Origin of the sequence: Mesorhizobium sp. M0051, from assembly GCF_040323235.1 — a bacterium.
Lineage (GTDB): Bacteria > Pseudomonadota > Alphaproteobacteria > Rhizobiales > Rhizobiaceae > Mesorhizobium.
In genome coordinates this window covers 132,813-147,574 of sequence record NZ_JAMYUT010000013.1, presented here as the reverse complement: position 1 = coordinate 147,574, position 14,762 = coordinate 132,813, and the positions used below count along the sequence as shown (strand labels likewise).

The window sequence follows — 14,762 nt, the reverse complement described above, 5'->3', positions numbered from 1 at the left end:
AGTGGGCGAAAGGCCAGCACAGGCGCCAATTGGCGCTCCCGGCTCATTGCCTCAAGCCATCGTGGTGATGGGCGTCGCCGGCTGCGGCAAGTCGGCCGTCGGTATTGCACTGGCGGCCGCGCTGGGCGTTACCTTTATCGAGGGTGACGGGCTGCACCCGCCGGAAAATGTCGCGCGCATGGCCAGCGGCGAGCCACTCACCGATCAACTACGTGAAGGCTGGCTTGACGCGATCGGCGAGCGCATCGCCGCGTCGGTAGGGCAGGGCGAAGGCGTGATTGCCGCCTGCTCGGCGCTGAAGCGCAGCTATCGCGCGCGCTTTCTGCCCTGCGATCGTCTTCCTCTATCTGCAGATCGACGCTGACACGGCCAAGTGGCGTGTCGGCAGCCGCAAGGGCCATTTCATGCCGGCAAGCCTCGTCGACCGCCAGTTCGCTATCCTAGAGCCGCCGACAGCGGATGAGAGGGCCTTGACGCTCGATGCGACCCGCCCGGTCAGCGAACTCGTCAGTGCCGCCGTCCAGCAGCTACGCCGGTCGATAGGAATTTTTTCTTGATTCCGTGACCTCAGCTATGGTACATATTCGCCTATGGTGCTGATTTGCGCCAGTGACCCGCCGCACAGGCGGGTTTTCGTTTCCGTCAGCCTACGCGCCGGCAAAGGCTCCGAAGGAACCCGTTAACCCGAGTTCGTTGCCCTGAACCGGATCGTAGGCGACCCAGCGGCCTGCCACCGGATGCGCGGCGAGCTGCAGGCGGCAGCGATGGCGGAGCCGCCAGCAAACCCTCGAACAGTTTGCGCGCATCGGTGCCTTCACCAAGCACAGCGTGGGTGGCGGCGGCGTAAGCAGGGAATTCCTTGCGCATATGGCGCTACAAGCGAAACCTCGATACGCGGCGGCAGATTGGCAGTCGGTGGTCTAGATCTGTGACGTCAGTTCGACGGGGAAATCATCATTGTCGGCATCGCGCATGGCGGCGAGGCTGCGATTGTCCAGCACTTCGGCGATCGCCTGCCGCACCTCCAGCATCATCTGCCGGACCTGGCAGGTGGCCTCGTCGCAGTCGTCGCAGCGCTGATACTGCGTGCGGCTGGCGCAGGGGATCGGCGCCAGCGGCCCGTCAAGCACCCGCACGACATGGCCGATCTTGATTTCAGAGGCCGGCCTGGCGAGGCGATAGCCGCCTTCCTTGCCCTTGCGGCTCTGGACGAACCCGGCATTTCGCAACTCGCCCAGGATGGCATCGAGGAATTTCTTCGGAATATTGTTGGCCACCGCGATGTCGTTGACGAAGGCCAATTGGCCCAGTGGCAGGCCAGACAGATGCACGAGGGCCTTGAGGCCGTATTTGCCTTTTTTTGTCAGCATGCCCAGATCACCCCATTGAGGCCCCAACCACTCGCATCTGGCGACTGTTTGTGTGCAAATAATGACGTTTTTGCCGTGCGGCGATATTTCGCGAAAACAAGGCGCCGAATGGCATGTTAGGCGCAAACACGTTGATTGTTTGTAACGTTTTGCACGGATGACGCCGATATCTCGCTGAAAACCGGGTTGCCGGAGCACAAAATGAAGAAAGCCGGCAAGGTGCCGGCTTTCTTCATTTGCTCCGGATGTTTGTGCCGTCAGCGGCTGCCATAGGTCTGGTCGAGCAGGCCGCCGGCGGCGAAATGCTCCTTCTGCACCTTGTCCCAGCCGCCAAAAACGCCTTCCACGGTCAGCAGCCGGATATCGGGGAAGTCGGCCTTGTATTTCGTCGCCACAGCGCTGTCGCGGGCTCGCAGGCCGTTGCGGGCGGCGACGTCCTGGCCCTCCGGCGTGTAGAGGAAGTCGAGATAGGTCTTTGCCAGATCGCGCGTGCCATGCTCGTCGGCGACCTTGTCGACGATGGCGACCGGGAATTCGGCCAGCAGACTGACAGAGGGAGTGACCTGCTCGAATTTGTCATCGCCATACTCCTTGCGGATGCCGCGCGTCTCGGACTCGAAGGTGATCAGCACATCGCCGATCTCGCGCTGCACGAAGGTGGTGGTCGCGGCGCGGCCGCCAGTGTCGAAGATCGGCACGTTGTTGAACAGCTTGGTGATGAACTCCTTCACCTTGGCGTCGTCGCCCTTAAAGGCTTCCTTGGCATAGGCGGTAGCCGCCAGATAGGTGTAGCGCGCATTGCCTGATGTCTTCGGGTTGGGGAAGATCACCTGCACGTCGTCGCGCACGAGATCGTTCCAGTCCTTGATATGTTTGGGGTTGCCGGCGCGCACCAGGAAGGACGGCAGCGAATAGAAGGGCGAGGCGTTGTCGGGGAAATCCTTCTGCCAGTCGGCCGAGACCAGGCCCTTCTTGACGAGGAAGTCGATGTCGGTGACCTGGTTAAAGGTGACGACATCGGCAGCGAGGCCTTCGGCGATGGCACGCGCCTGCGCCGAGGTGCCGGCATGCGACTGGTCGACGGCGACGCCCGGATGGTGCGCGATGAAGGCCCTGTTGATCTGCACGAACAGTTCGCGGCCGACATCATAGGATGCGTTGAGCAATTTATCGGCCGACCAGGCTTGGGAGGATGCCAGGAGCAGGCCGGCGACGGTGGCGACGCCGAGGAAAAATCGCTTCATGAAAACAAGCTCCGGATGCAATTGGTTTATGGTCGAACCATAGCTGTGGCGCAGGGTGCGCGACGAGGCACGCGAGACGGCTCTGTGGTTGTGCTGCGAGAAAAGTTATCGGCCGAAACAGCCGGATGCCAGGATTTTCTTCCAAAGAGAGACACCCTTCAGATCTGATCGTGGGCAAGAAGATCGCATCGCGATGCTGGGTCCAGAACTGGCTGGAATAGCGCTCGACCGAGTATCAGGCAGGCGGAAACAGCTTCCAGCGGCCGGGACGGAACGCCACCCGGCTTTTCTGCGCCGCGGGATGATCGACCGGCAGTTCGATTTCCACGCGCTGGCGCTCGCCACCGATCTCGAGTTCGACGCGGCGCGTGCCGGCGACGCGGCGGCTGGCGGCGACCGTGCCGGCGATGCAGCCGCTGCAGCCATCCAGCAATTCGACATGGTGCGGGCGGAAGTAAAGCGTCGCTTCGCCCGAGGGCTCGTTGGGCGGCGCGGCAAGCCCGATCGGACGGTCGGCGAGCCAGATCTCGCCATTTTCGACCTTGACCGGAAGCGAGCTCGATTCACCGATGAAGCCGTAGACGAAGGGCGAGTTGGGCGCGTCATAGATGTCGTCGGCAGTGCCGACCTGCTCGATGCGGCCCTGGCTCATCACCACAACGCGGTCGGCAAGCTCCAGCGCCTCTTCCTGGTCGTGGGTGACGAAGACGGTGGTGTGGCCGGTGGCGTCGTGGATCTCACGAAGCCAGCGGCGCAATTCCCGGCGCACCTGCGCGTCAAGCGCACCGAACGGCTCGTCGAGCAGCAGTACCTTGGGTTCGATGGCCATGGCGCGCGCCAGTGCCACGCGCTGGCGCTGGCCGCCGGAGAGCTGCGCCGGATAGCGCTTTTCGAGCCCGGAAAGCTGGACGAGGTCGAGCAGCTCGGAGGCGCGGCGGCGGATTTCCTGCGCCGGCGGGCGCGACGACCCGTGCCGGACCTTCAGGCCGAAGCCGATATTGTCGGCCACCGTCATATGCCGGAACAGCGCATAGTGCTGGAAGACGAAGCCGACATTGCGCTCCTGGATCGACTTGTGCGAGGCGTCCTCGTCGCCGAAGAAGATATTGCCCCGCGTCGGACGCTCCAGACCGGCTATCAGCCTGAGCAGCGTCGTCTTGCCGGAACCGGACGGCCCCAGCAACGCGATCAACTCGCCCGACTTGATGTCGAGCGACACGTCATGAAGCGCCGGAAACCGCTCAAACTCCTTGCGTACGTTGGCAACGCGAACTTCCATGCAAATCCCTCTGTCAGTGCCCGCGCGTCGCGGCGATCTCGGCGCCGTAGCGCATCTCGAGAAGTGTTTTCAAGACCAGCGTGACGAGCGCCAGGCCCGCAAGCAATGAAGCGACGGCAAAGGCGCCGACAGCGTTGTACTCGTTATAGAGGATTTCGACATGCAGCGGCATGGTGTTGGTCAGGCCGCGTATGTGGCCCGACACGACCGACACCGCGCCGAACTCGCCCATAGCACGCGCATTGCACAGGAGTACGCCGTAGAGCAGGCCCCATTTGACGTTGGGCAAGGTCACGTACCAGAAGGTCTGCCAGCCATTGGCGCCAAGCGAAAGTGCTGCCTCCTCGTCGCCATTGCCCTGTTCCTGCATCAGCGGGATCAGTTCGCGAGCGACGAAGGGGAAGGTGACGAAGACGGTGGCCAGCACGATCCCGGGCACGGCAAACAGGATGACGATGCCATGTGCTTTCAGCCAGCTGCCGAGCAACCCCTGGGCGCCGAACAGAAGCACATAGACGAGCCCCGAAATAACCGGCGAGACCGAGAACGGCAGATCGATCAGGGTGGTCAGGAAGGCCTTGCCCTTGAACTCGAACTTGGCGATCGCCCAAGCGGCGGAGATGCCGAAGACGATGTTGAGCGGCACCGAAATCGCCGCCACCAGCAGGGTCAGCCGGATCGCCGAGCGCGTGTCGGGATTGCCAAGCGCTTCGGTATAGGCATCGATGCCCTTGGCGAAGGCTTCGTTGAAGACGATGATCAGCGGCAAGACCAGGAAAATGCCGAGGAAGGCGAAGGCGACAGCCATCAGCGCTACACGCGCTGGGCGACTTTCCGTGACCGCCGCCGACCGGCTTCCGTGGTGCGGTTCGTAGGATTTGATCTCGGGATCAGGCATAGCGCTTGCGGCTCCATGTCTGCACGAGATTGACGACCAAAAGCATGATGAACGACAAAGCGAGCATGATCGCCGCGATCGCAGTTGCCGCGGGGTAATTGTATTCCTCGAGGCGGATGACGATCAGAAGCGGCGCGATTTCGGATTTGTAGGGTAAATTGCCGGCGATGAAGATAACCGAGCCATATTCACCGACGCCGCGCGCGAAGGCGAGCGCGAAGCCGGTGACGATGGCCGGCGCCAGGCCCGGAAACAGGACGCGGGTGATGATCTGCAGGCGATTGGCGCCAAGCGTGGCGGCGGCTTCCTCCACCTCCCTGTCGATCTCCTCCATGATCGGCTGCACGGTGCGCACGACGAAGGGCAAGCCGATGAAGACCAGCGCGATGACGATGCCGAGCGGGGTATAGGCGACCTTGATGCCGAGCGGCATCAGCAATTTGCCGATCCAGCCGTTCGGTGCGTAGAGAGTGGTCAGCGCGATGCCGGCCACAGCCGTGGGTAAGGCGAAGGGCAGATCGACCATGGCATCGACGATTCGGCGGCCGGGAAAGCGGTAGCGCACCAGCACCCAGGCGACCAGCGTGCCGAACACGACATTGACAGCAGCCGCGAGGAAGGCGGTGCCGAAGCTGATCCTCAGCGCATTGATGGTGCGGCGATCGGTGGCGATCGCCCAAAATTCAGGCCAGCCAAGCGCGGCCGAGCGCCAGAGCAGCCCGGAAAGCGGGATGAGGATGATGAGGGTGAGGTAGGCAAGCGAGAAGCCGAGCGTCAATCCGAAACCCGGAATGACGCTCGGCTGCTTGAATCGCCACCCCGCCTGCGCGGGTGCTGTGGTCATATCGTCCTGAATATCGACTTACTGAGGCTTGTAGATCTGGTCGAATATACCACCATCGCCGAAATGATAAGGCTGTGCTTTTTTCCAGCCACCGAAAAGCGGGTCGTCGATCGAGATCAGCTTGATCGGAGGCAGCTTGGCGAGGTCCTCCGCCGGCACCAGATCGGGCTTTGCCGGGCGATAGTGGTTCTTGGCGATGATCGTCTGGGCTTCCTTGGAATAGAGCCAGCTCAGATAGGCTTCGGCAACCTTGCGCGTGCCTTTGGCGTCGACATCGGCGTCGACCACCGCCACAGGTGGCTCGGCCAGGATCGAGGTCGGCGGGTAGACGATGTCGAAATTGTCGGCGCCGAACTCGTCGAGCGCCAGATAGGCCTCGTTTTCCCAGGCGATCAGCACGTCGCCGAGGCCTTTTTGCGCGAAGGTTACGGTCGAACCGCGCGCGCCGGTGTCGAGCACCGGGGCATTGGCGTAGAGCTTGCCGACGAACTCCTTGGTCTTGGCCTCGTCGCCGCCATCATTGGCACTGGCGTAGGCCCACGCGGCGAGATAGTTCCAGCGAGCGCCGCCGGAGGTCTTGGGGTTGGGCGTGATCACCTGGATGCCGTCCTTGACGAGGTCGCTCCAATCGTGAATGCCCTTGGGATTGCCCTTGCGCACGAGGAAGATGATGGTCGAGGTGTAAGGCGCTGAATTGTTTTCGAATTTTGTGCGCCAGTCGGGATTGATCTTCTTCGACTTCGAGACGATTGCGTTGATGTCGCCTTCGAGCGCCAGTGTCACCACATCGGCATCGAGGCCGTCGATCACGGCGCGGGCCTGGGCACCGGATCCGCCATGCGACTGCTGGACGGTGACCGTCTCGCCGGTCTCGGCCTTCCAATGCGCGACGAAGGCTTCGTTATAGGCCTTGTAGAGCTCGCGTGTCGGATCATAGGACACGTTGAGAATGGTGGTGTCGGCAAACGCGAAGCCGAGCGTGCCGAACTGGATGGATGTGGCGACCAGTGCGCCGAGCAGTTTCCTGAAATGAGGTTTGGTCATTTCTGCCTCCGTTGAACCCACGGCAAATCTACCGAACTGGTAGAAATTAGATGCATTGAATGTTGCCTTTTTTGCCCCTCTAGAGAAAATATTCGACGATCCTTTGCAGCATGGAGAAATATTTTCCTCCCGCGTCTCCGGGAAGAATCCTGCCGCACACCCAGCCTATTTAGAAATGAGCAGCGTCGAGGCAAAGCTGCCGACAAGAAAGGATCGCGCGAGGCACCCCCCTCTGGCCGGCAGGCCAGAGGGGGGTGACTCGGAACAGGCATGGGTGAATGTCCTGCTATCTGCCGAGCGCCCGGAAAGCCAATTGAATGAATCGCTTGGCTCGGTCTATTCGACGAACACCTTGACGCTGGCCGCGCGTCCCGCGGCGTCGATCACGGTCAGCGTCGAATAGCCGGCGCCGTCAGGTTGCCAAGTCGCGGTGCGGCGACGGTCGATGCCGGCGAGCGGCTTGCCGTTGGCCAGCCAACGGAACGGCGCGCGGCCGCCTTGCAATTTCAGAACCAGTGGCGAGGCATCGACTGAATTGGTGTCGAGATCGACGCGGGCACCGTCGGGCGGGAAGATGATGGTCGGTGCGGGTTCGGTCACTGTCGCCTGCACGAGGCCGTCCGACCCGGCGCCAAAGCGGGCGAGCGTCACCGGCAGATCCTCGCGCCTGGGGTTGATCACGCCGGGCGGCCTGCCCGGCAATGGGACGGTGGCCAGGCCCGAGCGGACAAAAGCCTCGAAGAGGATGGGAGCGGCCGAGACATAGCCGGACAGGCCCGGCACTGCGCCGGCGTCGGGGCGGCCGACCCAGACACCCAGCACATAGCGGCCGTCGAAGCCGACCGACCACGCGTCGCGATAGCCGTAGGAGGTGCCGGTCTTGTAGGCGATGCCGCGCTGCAAGGCGCCCTCGGGCGGCTTGACGCCCGACAGAATGTCGATGATCTGCCAGTTGGCCTGACCGTCGAGGATGGTAGCGCTGGTGCGCTCGGCATTGGCGGGCTCGGTGCCGTCATGCAGCGTGTGGGTCTTGCCGCCATTGGCGAGCCCTGTGTAGAGCTGGACGAGGTCGCGCAATGTTATCCCAACTCCGCCAAGGCCGATGGCCAGGCCCGGCGCCTCGTTGACCGGCAGCACGGGGCTGACGCCGGCCTGGTGGAAGCGCGCCATCAGACGCGTTGGTCCGACCGCGTCGAGCACGCGGATCGCCGGCACGTTGAGCGACAGTTGCAGCGCTTGGCGGATGCTGACGTCGCCCTGATAGCCCATGTCGAAATTCTTCGGCCGGTAGCCGGAGAAATCGACAGGACTGTCGTCGATCAGCGTTTCCTGCGCCACCAGCCCCTGTTCGAAGGCAAGACCGTAGATGAACGGCTTCAGCGTCGAGCCGGGCGAGCGGACGATCTTGGTCATGTCGATCCAGCCGGCGCGGCTGGCGTCGAAGAAATTGGCCGAGCCGACTTCGCCGAGAATGTCGCCGGTGCGGGAGTCGGCCAGCACCATGGCGACCGACAGGCGAGGTCCAAGCTTGGTGGCCGCGTCCCGCGCCACCTGCTCCAGCCCTTCCTGGACGCTCTTGCGGATCGTCAGCTGCAAAGGCTGGCCGGGCACGGCCTTGGGCAGCATCGCATAGGCGGCGTGTGCGGCGAGCGCCGGCAGCGTGCGACGCAGGCCCGCCACATCATCGAGAGCGGCACGTGCCGCCTCGCGCTCGCCGAGCAGGCCGGCGGACACCATGCGGGTCAGCACCCGGTCGCGGGCGGCGTGCGCGATTTTCAGGTTGCGGTCGGGCCGGCGCTTTTCCGGCAGCTGCGGCAGGGCAACGAGCAGAGCGGATTCCGACACGGTAAGCCGCTTCGGCTCCTTGCCGAAATAGGCGAGGGACGCGGCGCGCACGCCTTCCAGATTGCCGCCATAAGGGGCCAGCGTCAGGTAGCGCTCGAGGATCTCGCGCTTGGACAGCCGCCGCTCGATTTGGATGGCGCGCAGCATCTGCTTGATCTTGGAGCCGAGGCTGCGGCTTTCGCGCGGCTCGATCAGCCGGGCGAGTTGCATTGACAGGGTCGAGCCGCCGGAGACGATGTGGCCGCTGGTGGCGAACTGGCCGGCGGCACGGGCCAGCGCCAGCACGTCGACACCCTCATGATCCCAGAAACGCTTGTCCTCGTAGGTGACCAACATGTCGATGAATTGCTTGTCCACCTGATCGAGCCGGGTTTCGAGCCGCCAGTAGCCGTCCGGCGTGGCGAAGGCGCGCAACAGTTGGCCGTCGCGGTCCTGGACTTCCGTCGAGACCGTGAGCTCGGCAGGCAGCGGTGGCGGGAAGGCGCGGTCGAGTTCCCAGAGGGAGGCGGTGGAGAGCGCCAACAGGCAGGCGCCGCCTGCGGCTCCAATAGCGAGTTTGCGAAGTATCTTCATGGCTGGAAAGATGCCCCCTCATCCGGCCGCTTCGCGGCCACCCTCTCCCCGATGGGGAGAAGAGACTGGCGCCGGCGCTGGTCGTCTCCTCTCCCCTCGTGGAGAGGTCGACCGAGCGAAGCGGAGGGCGGGTGAGGGGGCACTTTGCTTATCGCGTCCATCACCACCAGCGCCTTACGGCGCCTTGATCTCCATCATGCCGGTGGCGGTGCGGGCCGAATACTGCGGCCTGTACATGTCCTCCACCGTTGCCGCCGGGTGCGCATAGGTGCCAGGCGTCACGGCACGTACGACATAGGCGAGGGTCAGATTGTGGTCGTGGTCGCCGTCGGCCGGGTTGAACGCGGCGACGAAACGGTCGTCGCGGAATTCGAGATGGGCCGCATCGGTCTGCGCCAGCCATGAGAAGTTGGTCAACTGGGCGCTGGACACCAGGCCTGGATTGTCGATCTCGAAGCCGGCCGGCAACAGGTCCGTTACCAGCAGGCGCGACGGCCAGCTGTTCTGCTCGTTGACCTTGAGCACGACGACATAGCGTTCGTTCTGGGTCGCCTCGGTGACATTGGCTTCAGTGCCATCGAGCTTGTAGTAGGTGCGATCGATGGTGAAGCCGTCGCCGCTTGCCGGCAAGGGCTGGATCGGCGACGCCACCGTCGTGACGACGGCTTGCAGCGGAGTCTTGCCGGTGTTGGCGATGGTCAGCGGGCTGTCGGCCAGGTCGCTGCCGTCGATCTGGTTGGAATAGCCGCCGGCGTGCGCGGCACCATTGACTGTCAACGTGATTGCATCATTGCCTTCCTTCAGCGCGCGAGCCGCCAGCAGCATCCAGGATTCGTCCTGGGTGCTGGTCCAGCGGGCTCCGGCGCGTTCCCTGGTAACCAGCTTGATCAGCTCCGGCACGATCGTCGGCACCGGCTTCGATTCCGCCGCCAGCGCCAGCATCGCCGCACCGTCACGCAGCCGCGAGCCGTAGTCGGAGCGGTAGTAGTCGTAGTCGGTGGTCGACTTGGCGAGCTGCAGGGCGGTCTTGAACGTCGCTTCGGCGCGCGGCGTATCGCCGTAGAGCGCCAGGCTCGCCGCCAGCTGGGCGACGGCCATCGGGCTGGAGAAAGCTTCGAGCTGGGTGTCCGCATAGTAGCGCAGATCGCCGATCGAAGCCTTCTTGTTGCGAGCCAGAACGTAGAGGGCGTAGGCGATCTCGCTGCCACGGTCCTGTACGCTCTGGTCGTAGCCGAGCGAGTTCTGCAAATTGCTCAGCGCTTGGTTCATGGCCAGGCTCGGCACGTCGTATTTCTGCTCGCGCGCCCTGGTCAGGAAGTCGGTGACATAGGCATCGAGCCACGGATCGCCGGAGCCAGGACCCCACAGGCCGAAGCTGCCGCCCGAGGCCTGGTAGCTCAGAACCTTGTAGATCGCGTCCTGGATGCGGCCATGGATGTCGGGGTCGCTGGCCATGCCGATGCCGGATGCCAACTCATTGACGTAGAGAAGCGGCATGGCGCGGCTGGTGGTCTGCTCGGCGCAACCATAGGGGTAGCGGTCGAGCGTCATCAACAGCGACGGCACGTCGAAGGCGGAGGCCTGTGAAACGCCGACGCTGACGGAAGCGCCATCGAGCAGGCTCGCCGCCAGCAGTTCCTTGTCGACGCGCAACGCGCCGCCATTGCCCTTGAGGTCGACCACCAGGCGGGTGGTGACCGGCAATTGCGCCGGACGCACCGGCACGTAGAGCGTCTGCTCGACCTTGGTGCCGTCGGCATGGGCGAGCTTGATGGTCAGCGAGGCATTGCCGGCCGTCTGTGCGATCAGCGGCACGGTCAGCGTCTGCCGCTTGCCCTGGGCGAGCGTCAGCTTCTGGGGCAGGGGCTTGTCGCCCGTCGACAGGTCCCCCGTCGTTTCGATCGACAAAGCATAGTCGCCGGCAGGGCCGTCGGTGTCGGCGACATCGAGGCGCATGATGGCGGCGTCACCAGGCGCCAGGAAGCGCGGCAGGCCGGCGGTGATCACGACGGGATCGCGCACGATGACGTCGGACTGGGCATGGCCGACTGCGTCCTTGGTCCAGGCGACGGCCATGACGCGCACGGTGCCGTTGAACTGCGGAATGTCGAAGTCGACCCTAGCCTTGCCGTCGGCGTCAAGCTCGACTGGGCCGGAGAAGAAGGCGACCAGCTTTTCTGTCGGAGGGCTGCCCTGCGCCTGCATATTGGCGCCGTCGCCGCCGGTCCTGAGCTTGCCGGTGTTGCCAAGCGAGCCGTCGATCAGGCGACCGTAGATGTCGCGGATTTCCATGCCCAGCATGCGCTGGCCGAAGAACCAGTTCTCCGGATCGGGTGCCTTGTAATTGGTCAGGTTGAGGATGCCGACATCGACGGCGGCAACCATGACATAGGCATTGCTGCCCGGCTGCACGCCAGCCACGGAAACCGGGATCGACAGCTGCTGGCGCGGCACGGTCTTGTCCGGCGACGTCAAGGTGATGGCGAGCTTCTTCGAGCCCGGATCGACCTTCAGCCATTTCACGCCGATGGCGCGCGCCGGCATGCGCGTTTCCTGCGCCTCGCCCGGCCGGAACAGGGTTGCGGTGACATAGGCGCCGGCGCCCCAGTCGTCGCCGACCGGAATATCGACGGTGCTGCCTCCCGCCGGCACTGACGCCGTAACGCTCTTCAACAGCTTTTCGGAACCGATGTTGATGAGAAGTTCCCCGGCAAAATGCGGCGAGACTTTCAGCTTGGCCACTTCGCCCGCGGCATAGCTGTCCTTGTCGAGGGCGATCTCGAGACCGTCAGGCGTTTCGGTGGTGGTAGATGAGACGTACCAGCCGGCATCGAATTCGTAGCTGGTCGCCGGTCCTTCGGGATCGGCGGTTTCAACCTCGAGCCGGTACTGGCCCCAATCGACCGGCACGGAGACCGTTGCGTCGCCATCGGCGCTGAGGTCGACCTGGCCATTGGCGATCGACTTGGTGAAGGAGACCGGTTCGTAGTTCCAGGAATTGTTGGAGCGGTACCACTGGTAATTGCGTTCGACCTTGACCAGCGTCCATTGCGCGCCTTTCAGCGCCTCGCGCTTGCCGTCGGGATCGACGGCGATCAGGCTGAACTTGGCCGTGCCGCCTTGCGGCACTTCATTGTCGGCGAAGTCCGGGCGGATGCCGATCATATGGCCTTGCGGACGGATGCCGATGTCGAGCGAACGCTCGATGGCACGGCCGCCGGTTTCGCGCATCCTGACCGTCACCTTGGCGTCGACCAGCTTGGTGGTCGAGGGCAGTTGATCGACGGAGACCGGGAAGGTCACCTTGCCGTCATCGCCAACCACCGGCAGATCGGCGAGGGGGGTAACAGTGGGTTCTGCGGACTGCTCGTCTGCGAGGCCGAAGGAAAAGCCCTGGAAGCGGTCCCAATCGCGCGAGGTCGACAGCGTCAGTTCGCCTTCCAGCGCCAGGCCTGCTGCCGGCGCTCCGTAGAGGAAGCGGCCGTCAATATTGATGTTGGCGGTTTCGCCCTGCGCGATCTCCTGCTTGTCGGCCTTCATGTCGAATTCGATGCGATCCGGCACGAAATCGTCGACCAGGAACATCTGGCTGGCCACCGCCGCCTGCTTGGGATCGGTGTAGATCGACACCGACCAAGTGCCGCGCATGGCGTTGGGTTCGAGCGGCAGGTCGACGGCATGGCCGCCGGCCGAGGCGCCGTCGCTGACGATGCGGCGGTCCTCGACGCCGTCGGGGCGCGAGAAGATGAAGGTCAGCGGCAGGTTTTCGACCGCCTTGGCGGCGCCGTCGCGGGCAAGGGCCGCAACATGAACGTCCTCGCCGGCGCGGTAGATGCCACGTTCTGTCCAGGCATAGACGTCGAGCGCGCCGGGCGCCGCGCGCCCTGTGACGCCGCGATCGGACAGGTCGAAGCCGGCCCGGCCCATGTCGAGGAAGACGAAATCATCGTTGCCCTGTTTGGCCATCAGCACGGCCGGCATCATGCCGCCGTCGCCGCGCGTCAATCCGGGATTGAAGACGGCGTGGCCATCGGCATCCGATGTCGCCGTGCCGAGAACCTCATTGTTCCTGGCAACCAGGGTCAGTTCGGCGCCTGCTATCGGCTTGGCGCTGCCCAGCGAACGGGCAAAGACATTCAGGCCGTCCTGGCCGGTATAGGTCGACAGGCCGATGTCGGAGACGACGAACCATTGCGTAGCCATCGAATTGTAGTCGTCGGCGTTGTCGTTGACCGCCTGGGCGGTCAGCACATAGACGCCGGGCTTGCGCTGCGGCAGTGCTTGGTCGACCGGGAAGGAGGTGGTGACTTCCTTGTTGAGATCGTTGGCGATGTCGAGTTGGCCTTGCCAGACCGGCGCGCCCATCTGCTCGGAAATGTTGGAGATGTCGTAGCCGTCAAGCTGGTGCAGGAACTGGTAGCCCGACAGAAGCTGGGCCAGCGAGCGATCGCCGATGCGGTAGAGCTTCATCTCGGCGGCGTTCATGTTGACGGTGACGACCGGGATGCCGCGGCGTGCGCCGGCCGGCAGCACGAAGCTGTCGCCGGTGAAGCGGGCGGACGGTGCGCGGTCCTGCACATAGATCGACAGCACCACGGGGGCTGCGGTCACTTCGCCGATTGCCGCCGGCAGGCCGGCGCGGAAAGTAACGTCGTAATGCTGGCCGTGCTCCAGCCCTTCGACGCAGATCTGCTTGTCCTTGGCCTCGACTCCTTTGGGCGGCGCATTGTCGACGGTGACGAACTGCGCGTAATCGACGCCGGTCTTGACCAGATCCTCGGAGAATTGCGCGCAGATACGCGGCGCGCTGGTGTCGGCATCGAGGGTATGGTCGATGACGCGGAAACCCTTGCGCGCCTTGAGATCGGCATAGTCGGCCTGGACCGCCGGCGAAGGGTTCAGGGCAAGGCTGGCTTCGTAGGCTTGCAGCGCCGGCCGGTAGAGATCGCGCTTGTCGAGGCCGTTGCCGAGCAGCGCCAGCGCTTCTGCTCGCGTCTTGGTGGTGCGGAGCAGCTTGTAGGCGATGAATGCGGCCGACGTCCCGTCTGCCGGCAAAGTGGAGGCATCGGAAGTGTTGGCGGCGGGTTGCACGGCCAGCGTTTCACGCGCCAGGTCGAGCCAGAGCTGGCCGTCATCGGGCATGACAGACACGGCGCCTTCGTATCTCAGCATGGCGGAGCGGTGGTCGCCGGTAAGCACCGATTGCTCGGCGGCAGTCGTCAGCGCGGTCAGCCCTTCGGTCGGCTTGATGTAGGCCGGACCCAACAACTTGTTGCGGTATTGCTGGGCCTGATCGGCCATCCAGTTGGGGAAGAAGGCGAGTTCAGGCGGCGCGCCGATATCGGGATCGCCATCGATGTTGACGACCTTGCCGGCGACCGCGCCGTTGAACAGTTTCAGCTGGTTGTAGTCGGATTTGAGGAAGCACCATTTGGCTTTATTGTTGTAAGTGAAGGCGCGGCAGGCCGGATCGCCCAGACATGTCGTCTTGCACTGGTCGAGCGTGACGTTCTGGTCGGATCTGAGATCAAAGCCGAAATAGTCGGAATTGTCCGTCGTCGCTATTCGTCGGGATTCAGCCGCTTGCGCGATACCACTCCAGGCAAAAAACAGAAGAATCAGGACCGACAGACCACGAGCCGCTCGCATTGCCATAGCACCCCTC

At 63.8% G+C, this 14,762-nt stretch carries 8 protein-coding genes and 1 pseudogene; 1 reads left to right on the top strand and 8 read right to left on the bottom strand.

Annotated elements, in window-relative coordinates; genetic code table 11:
• Window position 1 precedes the first annotated feature (1 nt).
• Window positions 2-557: pseudogene (locus NKJ90_RS15920) on the top strand (gluconokinase).
• 363 nt (window positions 558-920) lie between these two features.
• Here the strand turns inward: NKJ90_RS15920 and NKJ90_RS15915 are convergent.
• The 8 genes from NKJ90_RS15915 to NKJ90_RS15880 form a co-directional block, all read right to left on the bottom strand.
• Complete coding sequence (locus NKJ90_RS15915; RefSeq protein WP_023756920.1) at window positions 921-1,370, bottom strand: RrF2 family transcriptional regulator; 450 nt, start codon at window positions 1,368-1,370, stop codon at window positions 921-923.
• Window positions 1,371-1,627: 257 nt separating this feature from the next.
• On the bottom strand, window positions 1,628-2,614 hold the full coding sequence (locus tag NKJ90_RS15910; RefSeq protein ID WP_023756921.1) for a sulfate ABC transporter substrate-binding protein: 987 nt from the start codon (window positions 2,612-2,614) through the stop codon (window positions 1,628-1,630).
• Window positions 2,615-2,849: 235 nt separating this feature from the next.
• Window positions 2,850-3,893, bottom strand: a complete 1,044-nt coding sequence (locus NKJ90_RS15905) for a sulfate/molybdate ABC transporter ATP-binding protein (RefSeq protein WP_023756922.1) — start codon at window positions 3,891-3,893, stop codon at window positions 2,850-2,852.
• 13 nt (window positions 3,894-3,906) lie between these two features.
• Window positions 3,907-4,791, bottom strand: coding sequence for a sulfate ABC transporter permease subunit CysW (gene cysW / locus NKJ90_RS15900; protein WP_023756923.1), 885 nt, complete (start codon window positions 4,789-4,791; stop codon window positions 3,907-3,909).
• Window positions 4,784-5,635: a sulfate ABC transporter permease subunit CysT gene (gene cysT / locus NKJ90_RS15895; RefSeq protein ID WP_023756924.1), complete on the bottom strand. Its 852-nt coding sequence runs from the start codon at window positions 5,633-5,635 to the stop codon at window positions 4,784-4,786. The genes cysW and cysT overlap by 8 nt, the downstream gene beginning before the upstream one ends.
• An 18-nt stretch (window positions 5,636-5,653) precedes the next feature.
• Complete coding sequence (locus NKJ90_RS15890) at window positions 5,654-6,679, bottom strand: sulfate ABC transporter substrate-binding protein (protein WP_023756925.1); 1,026 nt, start codon at window positions 6,677-6,679, stop codon at window positions 5,654-5,656.
• 336 nt (window positions 6,680-7,015) lie between these two features.
• Window positions 7,016-9,097 carry a penicillin-binding protein 1C gene (gene pbpC / locus NKJ90_RS15885; protein WP_023756926.1) on the bottom strand — a complete coding sequence of 694 codons (2,082 nt, stop codon included), beginning with the start codon at window positions 9,095-9,097 and terminating at the stop codon, window positions 7,016-7,018.
• Between the two features lie 174 nt (window positions 9,098-9,271).
• Window positions 9,272-14,752: an alpha-2-macroglobulin family protein gene (locus NKJ90_RS15880; RefSeq protein ID WP_023756927.1), complete on the bottom strand. Its 5,481-nt coding sequence runs from the start codon at window positions 14,750-14,752 to the stop codon at window positions 9,272-9,274.
• Window positions 14,753-14,762 lie beyond the last annotated feature (10 nt).

What these genes read in the sequence shown, in the direction of transcription:
- NKJ90_RS15915 (WP_023756920.1), bottom strand. Translation starts at nt 1,370, where the DNA reads ATGCTGACAAAAAAAGGCAAATACGGCCTCAAGGCCCTCGTGCATCTG.
- pbpC (WP_023756926.1), bottom strand. Translation starts at nt 9,097, where the DNA reads ATGAAGATACTTCGCAAACTCGCTATTGGAGCCGCAGGCGGCGCCTGC.
- cysT (WP_023756924.1), bottom strand. Translation starts at nt 5,635, where the DNA reads ATGACCACAGCACCCGCGCAGGCGGGGTGGCGATTCAAGCAGCCGAGC.
- NKJ90_RS15880 (WP_023756927.1), bottom strand. Translation starts at nt 14,752, where the DNA reads ATGGCAATGCGAGCGGCTCGTGGTCTGTCGGTCCTGATTCTTCTGTTT.
- NKJ90_RS15910 (WP_023756921.1), bottom strand. Translation starts at nt 2,614, where the DNA reads ATGAAGCGATTTTTCCTCGGCGTCGCCACCGTCGCCGGCCTGCTCCTG.
- cysW (WP_023756923.1), bottom strand. Translation starts at nt 4,791, where the DNA reads ATGCCTGATCCCGAGATCAAATCCTACGAACCGCACCACGGAAGCCGG.
- NKJ90_RS15890 (WP_023756925.1), bottom strand. Translation starts at nt 6,679, where the DNA reads ATGACCAAACCTCATTTCAGGAAACTGCTCGGCGCACTGGTCGCCACA.
- NKJ90_RS15905 (WP_023756922.1), bottom strand. Translation starts at nt 3,893, where the DNA reads ATGGAAGTTCGCGTTGCCAACGTACGCAAGGAGTTTGAGCGGTTTCCG.